14 protein-coding genes are annotated in these 23,244 nt (G+C 61.0%); 13 read left to right on the top strand and 1 reads right to left on the bottom strand.

Annotated elements, in window-relative coordinates; genetic code table 11:
• Nucleotides 1–72: 72 nt before the first annotated feature.
• Complete coding sequence (gene adhE, locus Uis1B_RS02155) at nt 73–2,808, top strand: bifunctional acetaldehyde-CoA/alcohol dehydrogenase (RefSeq protein WP_423734849.1); 2,736 nt, start codon at nt 73–75, stop codon at nt 2,806–2,808.
• 210 nt (nt 2,809–3,018) lie between these two features.
• On the opposite strand, the gene budA is transcribed toward adhE, so the two are convergent.
• Entirely contained in the window at nt 3,019–3,768 is a 750-nt protein-coding gene (gene budA, locus Uis1B_RS02150) for an acetolactate decarboxylase (protein WP_165782683.1), read from the bottom strand.
• Nucleotides 3,769–4,059: 291 nt separating this feature from the next.
• Here budA and dapB point away from each other — a divergent pair, with 291 nt between their 5' ends.
• The 12 genes from dapB to Uis1B_RS02090 form a co-directional block, all read left to right on the top strand.
• Complete coding sequence (gene dapB, locus Uis1B_RS02145) at nt 4,060–4,830, top strand: 4-hydroxy-tetrahydrodipicolinate reductase (RefSeq protein ID WP_101615126.1); 771 nt, start codon at nt 4,060–4,062, stop codon at nt 4,828–4,830.
• A gap of 389 nt (nt 4,831–5,219) precedes the next feature.
• Nucleotides 5,220–6,125, top strand: a complete 906-nt coding sequence (gene dapA / locus Uis1B_RS02140) for a 4-hydroxy-tetrahydrodipicolinate synthase (protein ID WP_101615124.1) — start codon at nt 5,220–5,222, stop codon at nt 6,123–6,125.
• Between the two features lie 106 nt (nt 6,126–6,231).
• The gene (locus Uis1B_RS02135; RefSeq protein WP_101615122.1) at nt 6,232–8,034 is read left to right on the top strand and encodes a ribonuclease J; all 1,803 of its coding nucleotides are present in this window, start codon (nt 6,232–6,234) and stop codon (nt 8,032–8,034) included.
• A 93-nt stretch (nt 8,035–8,127) separates the two neighbouring features.
• On the top strand, nt 8,128–10,725 hold the full coding sequence (gene pepN, locus Uis1B_RS02130) for an aminopeptidase N (RefSeq protein ID WP_101615120.1): 2,598 nt from the start codon (nt 8,128–8,130) through the stop codon (nt 10,723–10,725).
• Between the two features lie 11 nt (nt 10,726–10,736).
• A complete protein-coding gene (locus tag Uis1B_RS02125) occupies nt 10,737–12,512 on the top strand; it encodes a PucR family transcriptional regulator (protein ID WP_133124801.1) in 1,776 nt (591 codons plus the stop codon).
• A gap of 183 nt (nt 12,513–12,695) precedes the next feature.
• Nucleotides 12,696–16,001: a helicase-related protein gene (locus tag Uis1B_RS02120; protein ID WP_243390223.1), complete on the top strand. Its 3,306-nt coding sequence runs from the start codon at nt 12,696–12,698 to the stop codon at nt 15,999–16,001.
• Nucleotides 15,998–16,729 (top strand): DUF4391 domain-containing protein, encoded by a 732-nt coding sequence (locus Uis1B_RS02115; protein WP_101615116.1) that lies wholly within the window; start codon nt 15,998–16,000, stop codon nt 16,727–16,729. The genes Uis1B_RS02120 and Uis1B_RS02115 overlap by 4 nt, the downstream gene beginning before the upstream one ends.
• Nucleotides 16,730–16,762: 33 nt before the next feature.
• The gene (locus tag Uis1B_RS12280; RefSeq protein ID WP_243390222.1) at nt 16,763–17,455 is read left to right on the top strand and encodes a hypothetical protein; all 693 of its coding nucleotides are present in this window, start codon (nt 16,763–16,765) and stop codon (nt 17,453–17,455) included.
• A complete protein-coding gene (locus Uis1B_RS02105; protein WP_101615107.1) occupies nt 17,406–18,599 on the top strand; it encodes an XRE family transcriptional regulator in 1,194 nt (397 codons plus the stop codon). The genes Uis1B_RS12280 and Uis1B_RS02105 overlap by 50 nt, the downstream gene beginning before the upstream one ends.
• Before the next feature lie 151 nt (nt 18,600–18,750).
• Nucleotides 18,751–20,607: a site-specific DNA-methyltransferase gene (locus tag Uis1B_RS02100; protein ID WP_243390220.1), complete on the top strand. Its 1,857-nt coding sequence runs from the start codon at nt 18,751–18,753 to the stop codon at nt 20,605–20,607.
• A complete protein-coding gene (locus Uis1B_RS02095) occupies nt 20,607–22,721 on the top strand; it encodes a DEAD/DEAH box helicase family protein (protein ID WP_101615104.1) in 2,115 nt (704 codons plus the stop codon). The genes Uis1B_RS02100 and Uis1B_RS02095 overlap by 1 nt, the downstream gene beginning before the upstream one ends.
• A 46-nt stretch (nt 22,722–22,767) precedes the next feature.
• A partial coding sequence (locus Uis1B_RS02090; protein WP_133124773.1) for a helix-turn-helix domain-containing protein occupies nt 22,768–23,244 on the top strand: 477 nt, incomplete at its 3' end.

Genomic DNA, 23,244 nt, shown 5'->3' with positions numbered 1-23,244 from the left:
CGGACGCGCATGGCGCACCACGGCAAACGGATACCGAACCGAAAGATTTGGACCGATCCCAAGGAGGACACTGTGGTCGAAGCCAAGAAGACGGCTGAGGAGAAGGCTCCCGTGGAGTCCGTGGTTCCCGAGGTGAACCCCGCCGAGCAGGAAGTCGACAATCTGGTCAAGAAGGCGCTGGTCGCTCTCGACGAGTTCGAGAAGCTCAATCAGGAGCAGGTCGACCACATCGTGGCCAAGGCTTCCGTCGCGGCGCTGAACAAGCACCTCGTGCTCGCCAAGCTGGCCGTCGAGGAGACCGGCCGAGGGCTGGTCGAAGACAAGGCCACCAAGAACATCTTCGCCTGTGAGCACATCACCAACCACCTCGCCAAGCAGCGCACGGTCGGCATCATCCGCGAGGACGACGTCGAAGGCATCACCGAAATCGCGGAGCCGGTCGGCGTGGTCGCCGGCGTCACCCCCGTCACCAACCCCACCTCCACCGCCATCTTCAAGTCGCTGATCGCACTGAAGACCCGTTGCCCGATCGTCTTCGGCTTCCACCCCGGCGCCCAGAAGTGCTCCGTCGAAGCCGCACGCATCGTGCGTGACGCCGCCGTCAAGGCCGGCGCCCCCGCCAACTGCATCCAGTGGATCGAACACCCCTCCATCGACGCCACCGGCGCCCTGATGAAGCACCCCGGCGTGGCCACCATCCTCGCCACCGGCGGTCCCGGCATGGTGCACGCCGCATACACCTCCGGCAAGCCCGCCCTCGGTGTGGGCGCCGGCAACGCCCCCGCCTACGTGGCCCCCGACGCCGACATCGTGCGCACCGCCAACGATCTGGTGCTCTCCAAGCACTTCGACTACGGCATGATCTGCGCCACCGAGCAGGCCGTCATCGCCCACAAGGACGTCTACGCTCCGCTGATCGCCGAGATGAAGAAGCGCAAGGCCTACTTCGTCAACGCCGAGGAGAAGGCCAAGCTCGAACAGTACATGTTCGGCGTCACCGCCTACGATCACGAAGGCCAGAAGACCAAGCTCAACTCCGTGGTGCCGGGCAAGTCTCCTCAGTTCCTTGCCAGGGCCGCCGGCTTCGAGATCCCCGAAGACGCCACCATCCTCGCCGCGGAATGCAAGGAGGTCGGCGAAATGGAGCCGCTGACCATGGAGAAGCTCGCCCCGGTGCAGGCCTTCCTCAAGGCCGATGATCAGGAGCAGGCCTTCGAGATGTGCGAGAAGATGCTGCTGCACGGTGCCGGCCACACCGCCGCCATCCACACCAACGACGAGGATCTGGTCGACGAGTACGGAACCCGCATGCACGCCTGCCGCATCATCTGGAACCAGCCGAGCTCCCTCGGCGGCATCGGCGACATCTACAACGCCATCGCCCCGTCGCTCACCCTTGGCTGCGGCTCCTACGGCGGCAATTCGATTTCCGGCAACGTCCAGGCCGTCAACCTCATCAACATCAAGCGCGTTGCTCGGAGGAACAACAACATGCAGTGGTTCAAGATCCCGGCCAAGACCTACTTCGAGCCGAACGCCATCAAGTACCTGCGCGACATGGCCGGCGTCAACCGCGTCGTGTTCGTGTGCGACAAGGTGATGCTTGACCTCGGCATCGTGGAGAAGGCCATCCAGCAGCTGCGCCTGCGTCCGAACCATGTGGACTACCGCATCATCGACTACGTGGAGCCGGAGCCCTCGGTGGAGACCGTGCAGCGCGGCGCCGCGATGATGCGCGACGAATTCCAGCCTGACACCATCATCGCCATCGGCGGCGGCTCCCCGATGGATGCCGCGAAGATCATGTGGCTGCTCTACGAGCACCCGGAAATCGAGTTCTCCGACATCCGCGAGAAGTTCTTCGACATCCGCAAGCGCGCGTTCAAACTGCCCGCCCTCGGCAAGAAGGCCCATCTGGTGTGCGTGCCGACCTCCTCCGGCACCGGCTCCGAAGTCACGCCGTTCGCCGTGATCACCGATCACAAGACCGGCTACAAGTACCCGATCACCGACTATGCGCTCACCCCGTCCGTGGCCATCGTCGATCCGGTGCTCGCCCGCACCCAGCCGCGCAAGCTGGCCTCCGACTCCGGCTTCGACGCGCTGACCCACTCCTTCGAGGCCTACGTCTCCGTGTATGCGAACGACTTCACCGACGGCATGGCGCTGCACGCCGCCAAGCTGATCTGGGAGAACCTCGAAACCTCCGTGAAGGAAGGCGCCGCGAACCCGGCCGCCCAGGAGAAGATGCACAACGCCGCCACCATGGCCGGCATGGCCTTCGGCTCCGCGTTCCTCGGCATGTGCCACGGCATGGCCCACACCATCGGCGCACTGTGCCACATCGCCCACGGACGTACCAACTCCATCCTGCTGCCGTACGTGATCCGCTACAACGGTCAGCTTCCGGACGAGCCGACCAGCTGGCCGAAGTACAACAAGTACGTCGCCCCGCAGCGCTATCAGGACATCGCCCGCAACCTCGGCATCGACCCCGGCCGCACTCCGGAGGAGGGCGTCGAGAATCTGGCCCGAGCCGTCGAGGACTACCGCGACAACAAGCTCGGCATGGACAGGTCCTTCCAGGCCGCCGGCGTTGATGAGGACTACTTCTGGAGCGTGCTCGATCAGATCGGCATGCGCGCCTACGAGGATCAGTGCACCCCCGCCAACCCGCGCATTCCGATGATCGAGGACATGAAGGACATCGCCATCGCCGCCTACTACGGCGTCTCCCAGGCCGAAGGCCACGCCCGTCGTGTGGCCCGCGAAGGTGCCAGCGCCATCGAGGAGGCCTCCCAGCGCTGATCCGTGCGATCGCAGCTGATCCATCGATCCCGATGAGGATCGAACCTTGAATGGTTGCCCTGCCGCCTGTCCCCAGCGGCGGGGCAACGTCATATGGGGCGCAGTTCACAGACCCTCTACTTGGTCATTCAGCTCATTAAGGACCGGTTTCAGGGTTCCTTATATGTGGTTTTGACCAATTACCGCGCCAATTACAGCGGAGTCGACCGGTCACTCCGCCTTGGCGATGGCCTCGGCGATCGGATCGTTCGAAAAATCATGGCTTCGGTATTCAGGGTTGTCCACCGGCAGATGCTGCACCAGCGTATCGAACACCTGACTCAATATGTCTCCGCGCTCCAACACCGCGTCGAGCACATGACCGCCGATCGAATGGTCGTCGGACAGAAAATGCTCATGGAAACCGGCCACGGCCGCGCCGTTGAACATCACCGGCGAGAAATAGCCGAGCATCGTGCCCCTCACATCGTGGCCGAGAAACATGGCCTGCCGGTCGGCCACCTGCTCCAACGTTGGGTAGGGGGCCTGCTGCTTGATCACCGCGCGGGTCTTGATGAAACTGAACGTCCCGCGCACAATGACGGAGAAGAACGTGTTCGCCCGGCCGTTGGCCGCGACGATCCTGCGGTTGAGATCCTCCAAGCCGATATCGGTCCGTTCGCACTGATACTGGAACGCGGCGTGATGCACGCTCGCGAACGGCAGCGTGAAATCGTCGGGAACCACTTCGGCGCGGCCGCTCGCTCCGATCTTGTACGCCACGCCGTCGAGCATGATCAGCTCGCCGTCAAGCCCCTCTCCGGTGCCGATGCCGGTGTCCCCATGGGACAGCAGTTCGCCGATGGTGGTGGTGCCCTCCAACAGTCCGGGAACCAGCTGGGCCAATGTGCCATGCTGGTAGAGCACGTTGGCGCCATGCTCGTGGATAGGTCCGATGTTCTTGGCCGCGGATTGAGTCATACCTTCACGATAGGTCGCCGGACATTCCTCTTCAACATCCGTGCTCAATGCCATCCGAATCATGTCGGGATCGTTTGCGTGGAAGAACATGCGGAGGAAGAACAACAGCCGTATGATGCACGGTACATGATGCATGGCGTGCGGTAGGTTGGATGACGGATTGAACCATGCGCCGGTATTCGTCGTCGAACCGACATCGATCGGCATACGGTGAACGGATACCGCAGCGAACGCAACGGACAATACGAATAGACAGTACGAATAGACAATACGAGTAATCAAGGAGCGGATATGGCAGACGGTATCACAACGAACGGTATCAGAGTATCGGTGGTCGGCGCCAAAGGACGCATGGGATCGCATGTGGTCGACGCGGTCAACGGCGCAGCGGACACGCGACTGGCGTTGGCCTTGGACGCCGGCGACGATCTGACCACCATCACGCCGGAAAACACCGACGTGGCGGTGGAGTTCACCGTACCCGGCGTATCGCTCGACAACGTACTGACACTGATCGCCCAAGGCGTGAACGTGGTCGTCGGCACCACCGGCTGGACCGACGAAAAACTCGACCAGGTACGGGCCGCGCTCGCCAAGGCCCCGCATGCCGACCAGGCCGTGTTCATCGCCCCCAACTTCGCGATCTCCGCCGTACTGGCCGATTATTTCGCCGGTCTCGCCGCCAAATACTTCGAATCCGCCGAAGTCGTGGAACTGCACCACCCCAACAAGGTCGACGCCCCCAGCGGCACCGCCATCCACACCGCACACACCATCGCCGACGCACGCCGTGCCGCCGGCCTCGGCCCCGTCCCCGACGCCACCCAAACCGACGGAGGCTCACGCGGCCAGGTCGTCGACGGCATCCACGTCCACGCCGTCCGCCTCCGCGGGCTCAACGCCCACGAAGAGATACTGCTTGGCAACCCCGGCGAACAGCTCTCCATCCGCTCCGACTGCTTCGACCGCGGCTCCTTCATGCCCGGCGTACTGCTCGCGGTGCGCAAGGTGGGGCTGCATCCGGGGCTGACTATCGGTCTCGACACCTTCCTCGACCTGTAGTCAGGGAATAACGGAGCGTCGTCGGCGTTACGGCGGGCTCGACGTATGCGATACGCCTTCGTCCGCCGTGCCTTGACGACGCACGCGTTATTCCGCTCCCGCTGTCGGACCACCCCCGGTCTCGCCTTTGGCGAGCCAGCCCCCGCCGGCGGGGACGGATTGTGGTTGCGCGGTAGTTTTCGCTCTCGCTGGCGGGAGCTGACTGCCGGAGGCAGTCTGAGGGTGGTCTGACGTCGCTGTGTGGTCGTACGTCGCTGTGTGGTCTGACGTCGCTGTGTGGTCGGATGCCGCACGCGTAACCGGCCCCGTGGCTCCGGACGTGTTCGTCATGCGGAAGGAATCATCGGCTCGCTCGGCGCTCGTCTGCGGCGGTAACTAAGTTGAACACTATGAGTGACGGTGAAATGCATCTTCTTGACCCCGCCCCGTTCGGGCGCATCCTTCCCGCTATGGTTACGCCGATGACCGCCGATGGCCGCGTGGACTACGAGGCCGCGCAGACGCTGGCACGGCATCTGGTGGCCGATGGGGCGGACGGTCTGGTCGTCAACGGCACCACGGGAGAATCCCCGGTGACCCACATGGACGAGAAGGTGGCGCTGGTCAAAGCCGTCAAGGAGGTCGTGGACGTGCCGGTGATCTCCGGCGCCGGATCCAACGACACCGCCCACACCGTCCGCATGGTGGAACAGACGCAGGAGGCGGGCGCCGACGCGGTGCTCGTCGTCATGCCGTACTACTCCCGTCCAAGCCAGGACGGCATCGTCGGCCACTATAAGGCCGTGAACGAGGTGGCCGAAAAGCCGATCATCGTCTATGACGTACCGGGTCGCACCGGACTCAAGGTGAAGGTCGAAACCTACGATCGACTCGCCGAACTCGATCACGTCAAGGCAGTCAAGGACGCCACCGGCGATCTCGCCGCGGCGGTGGAGAAGCAGCAGCGCACCGGACTCGCCTGGTATTCGGGCGACGACGGCCTGTTCCTGCCGTTCCTCTCCATCGGTGCCGTGGGCATCATCTCGGTGATCGCCCATGTGGCCAGTTCCCCGATGCGTCAGCTGGTGGATGCGTTCAACACCGGCGACATCGCCACCGCGCGACGTCTCGCCAACCGGCTCGCCCCGCTGGTGCACTCCCTCAACGGCGACGGCTATCAGGCGGTGATGGCCAAGGCCGCATGCAAGGTCAAAGGGTACATTCCCGACACCACGATGCGCCTGCCCAACATCGGCCCGAACGCCGAACAGATCGCCAAGGCCGAAGCCGGCATGCGTGCGGCGGGACTCCTGTAGACGGCGGGACTCCTGCGACCCCGCGATTCCGTGCGACCCCGGCCGACGCCCATCAATCGTCGTCCCTGCAAAGGCAGGGGCACAGAAATAAGAAACAACGAAAAGAATGGTTAACGACAAGAAGAACAACAGCAAGCGAAACACGCGCAATTCCCGTGGCGGACGTCGTGGCGGCCAGCGTCGTGGCGCGAACGGCAACGCCCAGAACACCACCGAAAAGCGCCTCGTAACGCCCCCGAAGTACCGCAAGGGCTCGATGCGCATCACCCCGCTGGGCGGTCTCGGCGAGATCGGCCGCAACATAAACGTGATCGAATACAACGGTCACCTGCTGCTCATCGACTGCGGCGTGCTCTTCCCCGAGGAGGAGCAGCCGGGCGTCGATCTGATCCTGCCTGATTTCAACTACATCAAGGACCGTCTCGACAAGGTCGAGGCGCTGGTGCTCACCCACGGTCACGAAGACCACATCGGCGGCGTGCCGTACCTGCTCAAGCTGCGTCCCGACATTCCGCTGATCGGTTCCAAGCTCACGCTGGGCTTCGTGGACGCCAAGTGCAAGGAGCACCACCTCAACCCCACGAAGGTGCAGGTCGAAGGGCGCGACAAGCTCAAGGTCGGTCCGTTCAACCTGGAGTTCGTCACCGTCACCCACTCGATCCCCGACGCCCTCGCCGTGTTCGTGCAGACCCCGGCCGGCAGTCTGATCGACACCGGCGACATCAAGCTCGACCAGCTGCCGCTCGACCATAAGATCACCGATCTGGTGGAGTTCGGCAAGCTCGGCGAACGCGGCGTGGACCTGCTCATGATGGATTCCACCAACGCCGAGGTGCCCGGCTTCGTCAAGCCCGAAACCTCGATCGGCCCGGCGCTCGACCGCGTGTTCGCCGAAGCCAGCCGCAAGATCATCGTGGCCAGCTTCTCCAGCCATGTGCACCGAGTGCAGCAGGTGGTGGACGCCGCCCACAAGTACGGCCGCAAGGTGGTGTTCGTCGGCCGTTCCATGGTGCGCAACATGGGCATCGCCTCCGATCTGGGATACCTCCACATTCCCGAGGACACCGTGATCGACATGAAGCAGGCCGACGACGTGCAGGACGACAAGCTCGTGTTCATGTGCACCGGTTCCCAGGGCGAGCCGATGGCCGCGCTGGGCCGCATCGCCGACGGCAACCATCCGTACATCAAGGTCAACGAGTTCGACACGGTGATTCTGGCCAGCTCGCTGATCCCCGGCAACGAGCATGGCGTGTACAAGGTGATCAACAAGCTCGTGCAGCTCGGCGCCCGCGTGGTGAACCGCGACAACGCGGCCGTCCACGTCTCCGGCCACTGCAACGAGGGCGAACTGCTGTATATGTACAACATTGTCAAGCCCAAGTGCGCCATGCCGATCCACGGCGAGAACCGTCACCTCGTGGCCAACGGCCTGCTGGCCGTGAAGACCGGCGTGGACCCGAAGAACGTGGTGCTCGCCGAGGACGGCGACGTGGTCGACCTCTACCACGGTCAGGCCGCGATCGTCGGTTCCGTGCCGTGCAACTACGTGTACGTGGACGGCGATTCGGTCGGCGAGCTGACCGACGAGGAGCTGGAAAAGCGTCGCATCCTCGGTACCGAGGGCTTCGTCTCCAGCTTCGTGGTGGTCGACACCGAAACCTCCGAGGTCGTCTCCGGTCCGAAGATCTACCTCAACGCCGTGGCCGAGGACGAAAGCGAATTCGAGCAGGTACGCTCCCAGATCGTGGAGAACCTCGAGGACGCCATGATCCGCGGCACCAAGAACACCCACCAGCTGCAGCAGATCATGCGTCGCACGCTGGGCAGCTGGGTTTCGCGCAAGCTGCACCGTCGTCCGATGATCGTGCCCGTCGTGGCCGACATCGCCCAGGACGTCGAGAACTGACCTATCAGCGGCTCCCCTCATACGGAGGGGAGCCCTATCGTTATTACAGGGCCGCATATCAGGGCCGTATAGACCATATAGAGGGGGATAATCATGCCGGGAGCCAATCTTACGAGAATCGAAGCCGAGGAGCGTGCCGCGATCGTCTCGAACGCCGCCTACGCGATCGACCTTGATCTGACCGTCGGGCCGAAGACCTTCGGATCGACCACCACCATCACCTTCGACGCCGAACCGGGATCGGCCACGTTCCTTGATCTGATCGCCGAATCCGTGGAATCCGTCACGCTCAACGGAGTCGAACTGCCCGCCGACGTCGTGGCCGACTCCCGCATCGAGCTGACCGGTCTGGACGCGCACAACACCGTGACGGTGAAGGCCCTCTGCCGATACTCCACCACCGGCGAAGGTCTGCACCGCAGCGTCGACCCCTCCGACGGCAACGTCTACCTGTACACGCAGTTCGAAGTGCCGGACGCCCGCCGCGTGTTCGCCGTGTTCGACCAGCCCGACATCAAGGCCACCTTCGACTTCACGGTCACCGCACCGCAGTCATGGGACGTGATCTCCAACGGCGTGGCACGGACCGTGAGCAGCGTCGATCGTCTCACCGACGAAGGCACGCTGGGCGACCATGAGCCCGAGACCGCCAAGCGCTGGACGTTCGCCACCACGCCGACGATGAGCTCCTACCTCACCGCGCTCGTGGCCGGTCCGTACGCCAGCTGGCACACCGAATACGCCAACGAGGACGGTCGCACCATCCCGATGGGCATCTACTGCCGTCAGGCGCTCAAGGACGCCATGGCCAAGGACGTCGACTACCTCTTCGACGTCACCAGGAAAGGCTTCGCGTTCTACAACGCGCAGTGGGACGTGCCCTACCCGTACAGCAAGTACGACCAGCTGTTCGTGCCGGAATACAACGCCGGCGCCATGGAGAACATCGGCACCGTGACGATCCGCGACTCCTACGTGTTCGAATCCAAGGTGACCGACGCACTGGCCAACCGTCGTGTGGAAACCGTGCTGCATGAGCTCGCCCACATGTGGTTCGGCGACCTCGTCACCATGAAGTGGTGGAACGATCTGTGGCTCAACGAGTCGTTCGCCGAATTCATGTCCACGCTCGCCACCGCCGAGGCCACCGACTGGCCGAACGACTGGGCCACCTTCTGCGCCGGCGAGAAGAGCTGGGCGCTGAGGCAGGACCAGCTGCCCACCACCCACCCGATCGTCGCGCCGATCAACGACCTCAACGACACGTACGTGAACTTCGACGGCATCACCTACGCCAAGGGCGCCTCCGTGCTCAAGCAGCTCGTGTTCTACGTGGGTCGCGAACGATTCTTCCAGGGCATCCACAACTACCTCGCCGCGCACTCGTACGGCAACGCCACGCTGGCCGACCTGCTCGGCGAGCTGGAGAGGACCAGCGGCCGAGATCTGGCCGCGTGGAGCCGACAGTGGCTCGAATCGGCCGGCATCAACACGATCGCCACCGAACTCGAAACCGCCGAGGACGGGACGATCACCCGTCTGGTCCTGCGTCAGAGCGCGCCGGAGGAACACCCCGTACTGCGTACGCACCGCCTCGCCGTTGGCTTCTACGACGTTGATGACGCCGGCAAGGTCGTGCGCACCAAGAGGTTCGAACTTGACGTCGAAGGCGAAACCACCGAGGTGACGGAAGCCGAGGGGCTGAAGCGCCCGGCGTTCATTCTGGTGAACGACGACGATCTGACCTACACCAAGCTGCGACTCGACGAGCAGTCGCTCGATTTCGCACTGCGCAAACTGCCCGACTTCACTGACGCCCTCGCACGGGCCGTCGTATGGCTGAGCCTGTGGGACATGACCCGCGACGGCGAACTGCCCGCCGAGGACTTCATCGACGTGAGTCTGCGCGCCCTCGCCACCGAAACCGAATCCACCACGTTCCGCTACGCGCTCGCCCAGATGAGCACCACGGCGCACCATTACGTGGCGTCCGCACGACGCGGCGAGGTGCTCGAGCAGGTCTCCGAGCGCCTGTGGAAGCTTGCCAACGAGGCCCAGGCCGGCTCCGACAACCAGTTCCAGCTGCTCAAGGCGTATCTCGGCTACGGTCATGACGCCGATTTCGAGGCCAACGTGCGGGGCCTGCTCGACGGAACGCTTGCTCTTCCCGGTCTCGACATCGACAACAACCTCAAGTGGTCGCTCATCCACGCGCTCGCCGATCACGGGCTCATCGACTCCGACGGCATCGACGCCGAGCTCGCCCGCCGCGACACCACCGAGAACCGCGAGTTCGCATTCGGCGCCAAGGCCGCGATCAACACCGAGGAGGCCAAGCGCTGGGCGTGGGATCAGGCCCTGCACAACGACGATCTGACCAACTCGCAGATGGAGGCCGTGGCGTACGCCTTCTCCGGCACCGACAGCCGCGAGCTCGCCGACCCGTATGTGGCCGAATACTTCGACGCCATCGACTGGGTGTGGAAGCACAAGACCTACCACATGGCGGAAACCCTGCTGAACGGACTGTATCCCGGCTATGCGGACCCGGCCGCGCTGGTGAAGGCCGGTGACGAGTGGCTGGCCTCGCATGAGCAGGCCGATCGGGCGCTGCGTCGTCTCGTGCTCGAAAACCTCGCGGCATCCCGTCGCACCCTCGCCGTTCACCGGTACAACGAGTCGCTGCTGTAGGTTTGCCGATCGTGCCGTCCGCATCAACCGTGCCGTCCGCGTCAACTGCGCCGTCCGCGTCAACCGTGCCGTCCGCGTCGCCTTCGTCATCCGCGTCGTCATCCGCAGGCTTCGCATTGCGGAGCGCCTCGTTCGACCGTCATGATGACGCTCCCGGAGGCATTACGCTCAGACAGCTGCTGGCGGAGCCGTCGCTGAAGCTCCGTCTGGTGTGCCCCGGAGCGGACGGCGCGATCGACCGACATATCTCATGGGTTCATCCTGCGGAGATCCTCGACATCGCCATGTGGAGCGAACCGGGGGAGGTGCTGCTCACCACCGGAGCGAACTTTCCCACCGAATCCATGACCGCCGAGGACGATCACGCCCTGCTGGTCAACGCCCGCAAGGCGGTGGGACTGCCGGCCCGGTTCGCATCGGCGTCGTCGGCCTACCGGCAGTGGTGCGACACCTATGTGGAGCAGTTGGCTCAGGCGGGTGTGGTGGCCATCGGCTTCGGCGTGGCGGTGAAGCATCCCACCACGCCGATGGCGCTGATCGACGCGGCCAATCATGCGGGACTTCCCCTGTTCGAGGTGCCGTTGGAGATTCCGTTCTCGCCGATCTCCAAAATCGTCTCCCGTGCGCTGACCGACCGGCATGACGATGTGATGCGGCAGTCGTCATTGCTGCAGCGGCAGGTGCTCAAGGCCGCGGCCGGCGGCGACTCCGTACACGACGTGATCGCGATCACCGCCAAACTGATTTCCGGATGGGCGGCCTACGTGGATGCGAGCGGCACGGTGATCGACATCTCCAACCGCACGTTCGGCAAGCAGGCGCAGGACTGGGCCATGAAACTGGCCGCCAAGGCCGCGGAGGCTCAGTCCAACCCCGGTATGACCACGCTGTTCGGATCGGAATCGGATCGGGATTACTGCGCCAGTGTGGTGCGGGATGCCAACGGTTCGCATGGCCGCCTCGTCGGCATTGTGGTGGCGTCGGCCGCGCAGGCCGATCGGATCGACATGCTGCTGCGATCCGTGACCATGGTGGCCGCCGATGTGATGTCCGTGATCGTGCCCCAGCTCAAGTTGAGCGAACGGCACATGCGTCGGCTCAGATCCGCATGCATCGGCGCGTTCGCCCAGGGCAACGGCACCGCCATGCTGCCGATGGCCGACGAACTGTGGGCGGAGATTCCCCAGCCTCCGCTACGACTGATCTGCGTGGACGGCGAATCGGTGGCGGTCGATCGACTGTACGCCGCTTTGAACTCCTCGGCGGAGTCGGTCGTCGGCACCGGCCGCCTGCTGTTCGGCGAATACGATCACCGACTCTGGATGGTGATGGGCGAGGACTGCGCGCAGACGGCCGAAGGCGCGCTGCTCACCATGGAGGACGTGGACTTCGGCGCCTGCGACTGCTCGTCATGGCAGTCGATGGAATACCGGTTCCCCGAGGCCGTGCAGGATCTGCATCTGAGGCGGCTCAACGATGCCGACCGCTCGTTCTCCGACATGTCGGTGCACGAGCTGATCCGCCCCGATCTGGCCGTGGTCTATTCGCGCGAACTGCTGCGGCCGCTGTATCGCCTGCCGAAGCAGGAGACCGAGGCGCTGCTGGCCACCATACGCGAACTGCTCGCCACCTCGTTCAACGTCGGTGCCACGGCCAAACGGCTCGACGTGCACCGGCATACCGTGGAGAACCGTCTGAACAAGATCGAACGTCTGCTCGGCCTCGACCTCGGCCAGGAGGCCTCCCGCGTCCGCCTCTGGATCGCCTGCTCGTTCCTACGACAGTAGTAGCAAAAAGGTCAGGAATGTGTGTATGCCCCGCTGATGGGAGCTGGCCATGCGGGGCAAACGGGGAGCTCGTCTCATGGACTGTATGCCCCGCCGGCGAGGGCTGGCCGTCGGTGGCGGACTGAGGGTGGTCGAGTTAGTCCGGCCGAGGGAAAATCACCCTTGTCGGGCTAAACTGACTGAGTGACTGATTTTGGGTATATCGACAACCGTACTTCGCTGGTGAAGGATGATCTTGTCCAAACGATTCATGCCGGTGATCGGATTTCGGTGGCATCGTCGCTGTTTTCGATGTACGCCTATCGGGAGCTGCAGGAGCAGTTGGAGCAGGCCGGTGAATTCCGATTCATCTTCACCTCGAAGACCTTTACCAAGGATTCCACACCGAAGGAACGTCGAGAGTTCTATATCCCCAGATTGGGGCGCGAACAAGGGTTATACGGTACTCAACTGGAGGTTCGGCTGCGCAACGAACTGACGCAGAAGGCGGTGGCCCGAGAATGTGCTGATTGGATCCGTCGGCATGATGTGACGTTTATGTCGCCCGACGATGAAGGCGGTTTCAGTCAGTTCCTTGCCGTGGAAGGTCATGACGCCGGCACTGGTGCCGATACGACCGTGGGATATATGCCGTTCAACGAGTTCTCGACCACCCAATTGGGCACGACCAGACACGCTTCGGCTTCGCCGGGCTGCGTCAAATTGGAAGCGACGCAGACCCGCGGCCTGCTACAGCAGTTCGATCAAGCGTGGAATGGTGGAAATCTGCACGATGTGACGAGTGCGGTGATCGACGGCATCGAACGCATGTATCAGGAGAATCCGCCGGAACTCGTGTACTACATGGCGCTATACCGCATTTTCAGCGAATTCCTCGAAGACATCGACGACGACGTACTGCCCAAGGAAGGCACGGGATTCCGTGAAAGCCGCGTATGGAATATGCTGTACGACTTCCAGAAGGACGCCGCGCTCGCCATCATCAACAAACTGGAGACCTATAACGGTTGCATTCTCGCCGATTCGGTCGGTCTCGGCAAGACCTTCACTGCGCTGGCTGTGATCAAGTATTTCGAGTCTCGCAACCGCAACGTGCTGGTGTTGTGTCCGAAGAAGCTGCAGGATAATTGGTTGACGTACACGGCCAATGCGATCAACAATCCTCTGGTCGACGATCATCTGCGATACGACGTGCTGTACCACACCGATCTGAGCCGGTCGAAGGGTCCTTCCGCGGCGGGCATTCCCATTGAACGCATCAACTGGGGCAACTACGATCTGGTAGTGATCGACGAATCGCATAACTTCCGCAACGGTTTGGATTCCGCAGCCAAGACCGATGACAGGGAGAACCGGTACGCCAAACTGCTGGATAGGGTTATCCATAATGGCGTGCGTACCAAGGTGTTGATGCTTTCCGCCACGCCGGTGAACAATCGTTTCCGGGATCTGGAGAATCAGCTCGCCTTGGCCTATGAGGGCAATGACGACGATTGGGCCGCGAAACTGGGGCTGTCCACCGACATCGACAGTGTGTTCAGAAACGCTCAGAAGGCGTATACGGCATGGTCGAAGCTGGATGCGAATGAACGAACGACGACGAACCTGATGGATCGTCTGGACTTCGATTTCTTCAAGGTGCTTGATCAGGTGACGGTGGCGCGCAGCCGGCGGCATATCCAACGCTATTACGATATGAACGCCATTGGCAGGTTCCCCCGGCGGCTCAAGCCGATCAGCGTGCAGCCGAAGCTCTCCACGCGGGAGGACCGGGTTTCCTATGACGAGATCTACGACAAGCTGGATGAGCTCGGTCTGGCATTGTACATGCCGTCCGAATTCCTTCTGGATTCCCGGAGGGCCAAGTATTTCAAGGACGAGGATGTCAGCCTGACCACCACCGGCCGTGAGACCGGGGTTCGTAAGCTTATGGCCACGAATCTGCTCAAACGATTTGAAAGCAGCGTGCATTCGTTCCGCGTAACGTTGAAACGCGTGCTTGGCTATATGGAGCATACCGTTGCGGTGATCGACCGGTATGAGCGGTATCGTGCCGAACATCGCGATCTGAGTATGGTGTCCGGCATTGATGCCGGTCGGTTCGACGATGGCTTCGACCTCGATCAGGATGATGCCGAGCAGATGGAGTTCGATACGCGTGAATTCACCACTCAGGGCAAGAACCGTTTTCTGCTTGCCGACATGAACTGGAAGGATTGGCGCCGGTACATCAACCACGATATTCACGTCATCCATGATCTACTGCGTATGGTCGGTGACATCGATCCCGAGCATGATGCGAAACTGCACCAGCTCTATAGGACGATTCGTGACAAGGTCGAGCATCCTATCAATCCCGGCAACCGCAAGGTGCTGGTGTTCACTGCGTTCGCCGATACCGCGGACTACCTGTATGAACAGGTAAGCGTCTACGCGAAGACACTCGGCATGCAGACCGCGGAGGTGACCGGGGCCCGGCCGGGCCGGTGCACGTTGAAGAAGGTCGGGGGAGACATGAGCGATATTCTCGCCTGCTTCTCGCCGATTTCAAAGGAGCGCGACAAGATCGCGCAAGGGTTGGACGGGCAGGACATCGACATCCTCATCGCTACGGACTGCATTTCCGAAGGCCAGAACCTGCAGGACTGCGACATGATGGTCAACTACGACATTCATTGGAATCCGGTGCGCATCGTACAGCGGTTCGGCCGCGTGGATCGTATCGGGTCGAGGAACGAATGCATCCAGTTGGTCAATTACTGGCCGGACATGGCGTTGGACAAGTATCTGCGGCTTAAGGATCGTGTGGAGGCCCGTATGAAGGCGGGTGTTCTTGCCTCCACGGGCAACGATAATCCGTTGAGCGATGATCGGCGCGACGATCTTGAATACCGTGAGAAGCAGCTCAGGCAGATGCGCGATGAGGTTCCCGATCTGGAGGACGTGGAAGGCAGCATCAGCATCACCGATCTTGGTCTGAACGAATTCCGCATGGATCTGATCGGCTATCACAAGCGTAATCCGGACGTCGACCACATGCCGACCGGCATTGACGCGGTGGTGGAGGGCGATGAGCCGGGCATCATGTTCGTACTTCGCAACGTGAATGAGGCGGTGAACGCCGAAGGGCGCAATCGAATCCACCCGTATTATCTCGTGCAGGTCCGCGACGATGGCACGATCGTGCACGGCTATCTGGAGCCCAAGGCGTGTCTTGATGTGATGCGAATGCTGTGCCGTGGCAAGGTCGAGCCAGATGAGCGGCTGTGTCGACGGTACAACCGGCGTACCCATGGCGGCCGGGATATGAGCCATGCCTCCCAACTGCTGCAGGATGCGGTGGCCAGCATCGTCGAACAGGACGAACAGACCGCCGCGCAAAGCTTTCTCGCCACGGGGCTGGGTGATTTCCTCGACGCCGGAGTACAGGGGCTTGATGATTTCGAGCTGGTGTGCTTTCTGGTGATCCGTCCGAAAGAGGCTGCATGATGGTCAAGGTCGGTGAGGGCAAGGCATCCTGCGGGCAGGTGACCGCCATGACCCTCGGACTGCCCAGCACCACGGCCGTGCCGGCGACGAGAGCACGACTGCCCAAGGATGGCTTTTATCGCCATGCGAATATGACGGCACGGTTGCGGCGACGCTTCACGGATGAGGTGGAGTCGTTCGTCATGCTCGCCCAGATCAGCCAATCGTCCACCGGTATTACCGCAGGGGATTCCGTGACGGCGATCTACGTGATGGGTGTGGAGCTGAAGCAGGACAGGCTGCCGATCGAAGTGCTGGAACATATCGCGCGGGTGTATGGCGAACAGAGTCGGCAGAGGGCTCGCCTCCTATTCGTCTGCGTTCGGCGGGATGTCTGCACGCTGGCGGTGTTCCGCAGCGCGAACGTTGCGCAGGGGCTGATGGAGGGTCGCGTATACGCCGGAGAGCCGGAGGAGGCATCCCGCATTCACGTCAGGCTTGATCCCCTGAATCTGGATGCCGCATGGAACGCCATGTGCGCGCAGATCATTCTCGGTGATACGAATCCTGAACGGGTGGACCACCGAATAGCGGTGAAGCACAGGATGGTGGAATTGACCCGGGAGATCGAACGTCTGCAGAAGGCCCATAACCGAACCAGGCAGATCGTCAAACGCAACGAACTGTGGAATCAGTTGCAGGAGGCTCGACTGAAACGTAAAAATCTGGAGTGTGATAACCTGACATAGTTTTCTGGTTTCCTACACAATTGAGAGGAGCTGATGATGTCGATTCAGCCTGATTTCAGTGATAATGTGCGTATTTTCACGAATAAGTTGGCTGAACGGGAATTCAGTCGAATTTTCGGTTTCTCAGCGGATGTTTTGCGTAATGCCGCAATTGCTGCTCTGCGCGAAGCGCGGGAGACCAGTGATCTGCACTCGCAGCTCAGCGCTCCGGGAGCGCGATTCTATCATCGCTTTGTCGAAGCCGTCCGTGAGGAAGTGGATATGCTCGATGGGTGGAGCGCCAACAGGGAGGCCGACAACAAGACCTCGCCGCGAGCCCGTCGCACGGATGGGCTCGCTTTCGCTTTCAAACAAGGCAATGCCTCTACCGGCGTGATCGAAGGGGTGCCGCAGCCCAAGAACAAGCTTGGGGTCGTCACTGTGCTGGAACTTCAGAACAACAATGCGGCAGAGGAACCGGAGCAGCTCAGCTTTGACGAACTGTCCGCGGAGGCCGAAGCGCGTCCGCAGACGCTGTGGCTGCTGCTGTTTCATCGCGATGTCGACGATCGGCATGTCAGCCTCGAGGTGTCATTGCCGATTGGTGTGACTGATGACGGTAAGATTTTGGGATGGGACAAACGTATCGTGCTTGGTGAAACCGGCATCGATAGCCGAATTGTGGAGGTTCGTGACGATGGGCGCAACGAGGGTGACGACACTGCCGTCGCCATTTCCGCGCGTTGACGACGTTCGCCTATCCCTTGATCCGGAACGTATTCGGTGTGCACGGGAAACCGCAGGGCTCAGTAAGGTGCAGCTTGCCGAACGGCTGGGGGTAACGTCCCGAACCGTCGCCAACTACGAGGAGAACGGGGCGCCGTCATCCCAATCGGCATTGCTTGCCGACGAACTGGGCGTTGTCCCGTCTTTCTTCACCGTATTGCCGGATGCTCCATTGATCGAGGATCTGACGGAATCCCAGGTATGGTTCAGATCGTTGCGCAAATCCACGGTGAGACAGCGTAGATCGGCCGTGGGGCATGGGCGGAATGCCTTGTTGTTTTTCCACTGGATAGAACGGCATTTTCGTCTGCCTGACTGTTTGCTGCCGATTGGTGGTGACATGGGCTGGACTCCGCGGGAGGCCGCGGATGCATTGCGCGGCGATTGGGGGTATGGGGAGAATCCCCTGCCTGCCATGACCGAACTTGCCGAAGCGCATGGTGTCCGTCTGTTCAGTCTTCCTCCTGTGGGCAAGGAAGTGGATGCTTTCAGTTTCATGTTCGACGGTGTACCGTATGTGGCCGTTGATACTGCGAAGACGGCGGAACGTGCGCGATTTGATATCGCCCATGAGATCGGGCATTTGCTGTTGCATGTCGACTCGATGTCTGAGGACGCGAATAGCCGTGATGTCGAGGCGGAAGCGCATGAGTTCGCCGCGAATCTGCTCATGCCGGAACGGAGGGTGAAGGCAGTCGTGCCATGCCATGCGGGTGTTGCCGACATTCTCAAGGGCAAACGCTATTTCAAGGTGTCCGCCATGGCGATGGCACGTCGCGCACACGAATTGGGACGTCTTTCCGATTGGGAGTACCGTCGAACATGCTCCGCGTTGACGGCGAAGGGCTACCGTGCAGCGGAGCCCGGCGGCATTGCGAGGGAACGCTCCGAGGTGTTCTCGTTCGTCGAACGGACCAATCGCAGCAAGAGGGTTTTCCCCGGAACCATCAGTGAGGAGACGGGACTGACCGTACGGGAACTGCACGACCTCTCATTCGGCACCATCCTCGCCGTATCGGATGGCAATGGCGGTCTACAAGGAAACGCCCGTACGCAGGAGCGTCCTCAACTGACACTGCATGTCAACACTCGTTTCAACGAATAACACAGAAACGCAAACCATCGTCGCCAAGACAAGCCGTACAAGGAGCAATACACCATGAACCAAGCAGCCCCCCCCCCTAAATCGCATTGAGTCGGCGACTCCGGATCTCACGGAAGAGAACATCGAGAAACTCATCGCACTGTTCCCGAATGTGGCCACCGAAGTCAAAGACCCCGCCACCGGACAAGCCAGGAAAACGGTGGACTTCGACGCACTACGGGAAAACCTCGGCGACGTGGCAGAAGGCGCTCGCGAACGCTACCGGTTCACCTGGCCCGGTAAGCGCGCGGCCAAGGAGGAAGCGCGCCGACCGATCGCCAAAACCATGCGTCCGATCAAGGAGCGCAGCAAGAACTGGGATGGCACCCATAACCTCTACATCGAAGGCGACAATCTCGACGCATTGAAGATTCTGCGCGAAACCTATGCCGGCAAGATCAAGATGATCTACATCGACCCGCCGTACAACACCGGGCATGATTTCATCTACCATGACGATTTCAAGCGGGGTGCCGACGAATACAACGACGGTAACGGCGAGTACAGTGACGAAGGAGGATGGCTCGTCGCCAACCCTGAATCCAATGGTCGTTTCCACTCCGACTGGTGCAGCATGATATATCCGCGCCTTCTGCTGGCGAGGGATTTGCTTTCCGATGACGGTGTGATTTTCATCAGCATTGATGACAATGAATTGAATAATATGCTGAATCTTTGCAATGAGATATACGGTGATGTGCAGAGAATTGGAGTATTTCAGTGGCATCGGCGCCAGAATGCCGATAGTCGTAATGCGACACGTCTTTCTCCTGATACGGAAAGTATTCTTGTGTATGCCAAAAAGCCTGATATCGTTCTGACCGGTGTTCCTATCGACGTTGGGAAGTACAAAAACCCAGATAATGATCCACGTGGTCCGTGGGCTAGTATTGATCTCTCTGGGTTGGCAAATGCATCCCAGCGTCCAAATTTACATTTCGATATTGTAAATCCGGAAAACGGAGACGTATATCCGCCTAATCCTAAACGTGGATGGTCGAAATCTAAAGACACTATTGCAAAGATGATAGACGAAAACCGTATTTTGTGGCCAAATTCTATTGGTGGAAGACCACGTGAGAAAAAGTTCCTTTCTGATTTGCGTTCGATTACGACTGCTGCTTCTACGTGGCTTAACTCTGAAAATGTCGGTTTTACGACCGATGGAACTCGTGAGCTTTCTGCAATTTTCGAGGGGAAAATATTTGATTTCCCTAAGCCTGTTGAGTTGATACGTTTCTTAACTAAGCAAGGGACATGCAGCGATTCCCTGATTCTTGATTTCTTTTCCGGGTCGGCGACCACGGCCCATGCGGTGATGAAGCTCAATGCCGAGGACGGCGGCAATCGCAAGTTCATCATGGTGCAGCTGCCGGAGGTGTGCGACGAGAAGTCGGAGGCGGCGAAGTCTGGCTACCACACCATCTGCGAGATTGGTGAGGAGCGCATCCGTCGCGCTGGCGGGAAGATCAAGGCCGAGGTGGAGAAGTCGAACGAGCAGTTGGAGCTTGGCGCCGAGCCAAAGCGGGTGCCGGACATCGGCTTCCGTGTGCTACGTGTGGAGGATTCAAACTATCGCGATGTGAACCAGCCACCGACCGAGGTGACGCAGGACATGCTCGACAGCATGATCGACGTTGCCAAGCCGGGGCGCAGCGCCCTCGACAAACTGTTCGAATGCCTGCCATCATTCCAGCTGCCCTATGATTCCTCCATCGAAGTGTTGGATGGGCCGGCATTTGCCGAGCATACCGTGTATTCGGTGAACGGCGGCCAGCTCGTCGCCTGCTTCGATAAGGACATCCCCGAATCGGTGCTGCATGGCATGGCCGAGCTTGACCCGAGGCCGTCGTATGCGGTGGTGGGGGAGTCCGGTCTGAAGAACAGCCAGACGGTCACGAACTTCGCCGAGATCTTCAAACAGGCCGCCAATGCCGAACAGGGTGCCACGCAGGTGAGGGTGATCTGATGCGCTTTAGGTTCTCCCAATACCAGTATCAGACGGATGCCGCGAACGCCGTATGCGACGTGTTCGAAGGACAGCCCCCGCATGTCGGCATGAGCTACATCCGCGACCTTGGCGTGCGTCCGACGCGCGTGTTCGCCACGGTTCCCGAGATGACGCAGGGAGCGCTCGACGCCGACTTCGGCGATGCCTCCGAACCGAAGCAGCCTGATTTCGACGACGCTGACGACACCGGCTACCGCAACGCCGACATCGAACTCAACGGCGATCAGCTGCTGAGCAACATCCACGGCATCCAACGGCGGCAGAACCTCGTGGAATCCCCGAACCTGTGCCGGGGGCACGGCGGTGTGGAACTCGACGTGGAAATGGAGACCGGCACCGGCAAGACGTTCGTCTACACCAAGACCATCTTCGAACTCAACCGCCGGTACGGCTGGTCGAAGTTCATCATCGTGGTGCCGTCCATCGCCATCCGCGAAGGCGTGGCGAAATCCCTGCGCACCACGGCCGACTACTTCTACACGTCCGGCATGGACGGCACCCAAGGCTACGGCAAACGACTCGCATGGTTCGTCTATGATTCGTCGAACCTCACCCAGCTCGACTTCTTCGCATCCTCGCCAGATATCGCCGTGATGATCATCAACATGCAGGCGTTCAACACCTCAATGAAGGAGGGCGGGCGCAGCAAGGAGTCGCGCATCATCTTCTCCGAGCGCGACGAATTCGGCTCGCGCAAACCCATCGACGTGATCGCCGCCACACGTCCCATCATCATTCTCGACGAACCGCAGAAAATGGGAGGCAAAGCCACGCAGAACGGCATCGACCTCTTCAAACCGCTGTTCACGCTGAACTATTCCGCCACGCACAAGATCCACCATGATCTCGTCTATTCGCTCGACGCATTGGACGCCTACAACCAGCGTCTGGTCAAACGCATCGAGGTCAAGGGCTTCGAGCTGAACAACATGCGAGGCACCGACGGCTACCTGTATCTGCAGGACATCATCGTCAGCGCCAGCAAGCCGCCGAGGGCCCGCATCGAATACAAGCGTCTCACCGCCGCAGGCAATGTGGGCGTGGCGTCCGGCGTATTCGACGTCGGTGACGACCTGTATACGGCATCACGGGAACTTGAAGCATACCGCGACGGCTGGCGCATCGCCCCGGACGGCATCGTGCCGGACGGGTTGGACGGCAACGAGCTGGGGTACGTACGGTTCATGAACGGAACTGTGCTGCGTAAAGGTGAAATCCTCAACGACGGTTCCGAACGTGACCTTCGTCGAATCCAGATTCGCGAAACCATCCTCAGTCACCTGCAGAAGGAGGAGCACCTGTGGGCACGGGGCATCAAGTGCCTCAGTCTGTTCTTCATCGACGAAGTGGTCAAATACCGTCGATACGACGATGACGGCAATGCGGTCCCCGGCGAATACGCCACCATGTTCGAAGAGGAATACGATCGTTGCGTGCAATGGTTCCTCGACGGACGAATCGACGACGGTCACGGCTACATGGATTTCCTGCGTCGCACCTGGGGCAAGGACGTGCATCAGGGATACTTCAGCATCGACAAGCATCATCGCATGATCGACTCGAAGATCAAACGCGGACGAGACGAAAGCGACGACATCAGCGCCTACGATCTGATTCTGAAAGACAAGGAGCGACTGCTGAGCTTCGAGGAACCCACCCGGTTCATTTTCAGTCATTCGGCGTTGCGTGAAGGATGGGACAACCCCAACGTATTCCAGATCTGCACGCTCAAGCATTCCGATTCGGAAGTCGGCAAACGGCAGGAAGTCGGACGCGGACTGCGACTGTGCGTGAACAGGGATGGCGTGAGACAGGACGTCAACGTGCTTGGCGAATCGCAGGTGCAGGACGTCAACCTGCTCACGGTCATCGCCTCGGAAAGCTACGAATCGTTCGCCGAATCGTTGCAGAAGGACATCGCCGCCGACCTGCGCAAGCGGCCGCTCACCGTGGACAACGCGTTCTTCACTCATGTCAGTGTGCCTGCCGAACGGCTTGGACCGGCGCATGCCGGCAGGGACTCGATCACGTTCAGCGCCCGGGTTCTAAATAGAAGCGCAACACCTGTCTAAGGTTGGAAGTGTTCAAGTCCACAACCGAAGAGAAAGTGCTGCGCCCATGACGAAAGTGTATTCCCACCTGTCGGCCGAGGAACGAGTCCGGATCGACGAACTGAGGAACCGAGAGGGGCTCGGCGTGCGCCAGATCGCCCTGAGGATCGGCCGGGACAAGTCCACGGTCAGCCGCGAGCTGAGGCGCGGCCTGTGGTTCGCGTCCAACGAGAACGACTCCTACCGTCCGTACAGGCCGAAACGCCTGAAGACGGGCGCATGGACCGCGCGCCCGTTCTACTCGGCCCTGACCGCGCAGCGCAAGGCCGAGACCCGCGCCCGCAGGTCGCGCAAGCCCCTGCGCATGGCGTACGACCCGCTGCTCTCCTGGGTGATGGACGCGCTGCGCAAGGGATGGACGCCGGAGCTGATCGAGGGACGGCTCAAAATCGAATGGCCCGACGACCCGCGCATGCGGATAAGCCACGAGTGCCTCTACCAGTGGATCTACGCCAAACCCCAGAAGGCGCTGGACCTCAGGCAG

This window comes from Bifidobacterium margollesii, assembly GCF_002860355.1.
GTDB classification, from domain to species: Bacteria; Actinomycetota; Actinomycetes; order Actinomycetales; family Bifidobacteriaceae; genus Galliscardovia; species Galliscardovia margollesii.
The sequence above is the reverse complement of the archived record's forward strand: the minus strand, read 5'-3'. Positions and strand labels throughout refer to the sequence as shown.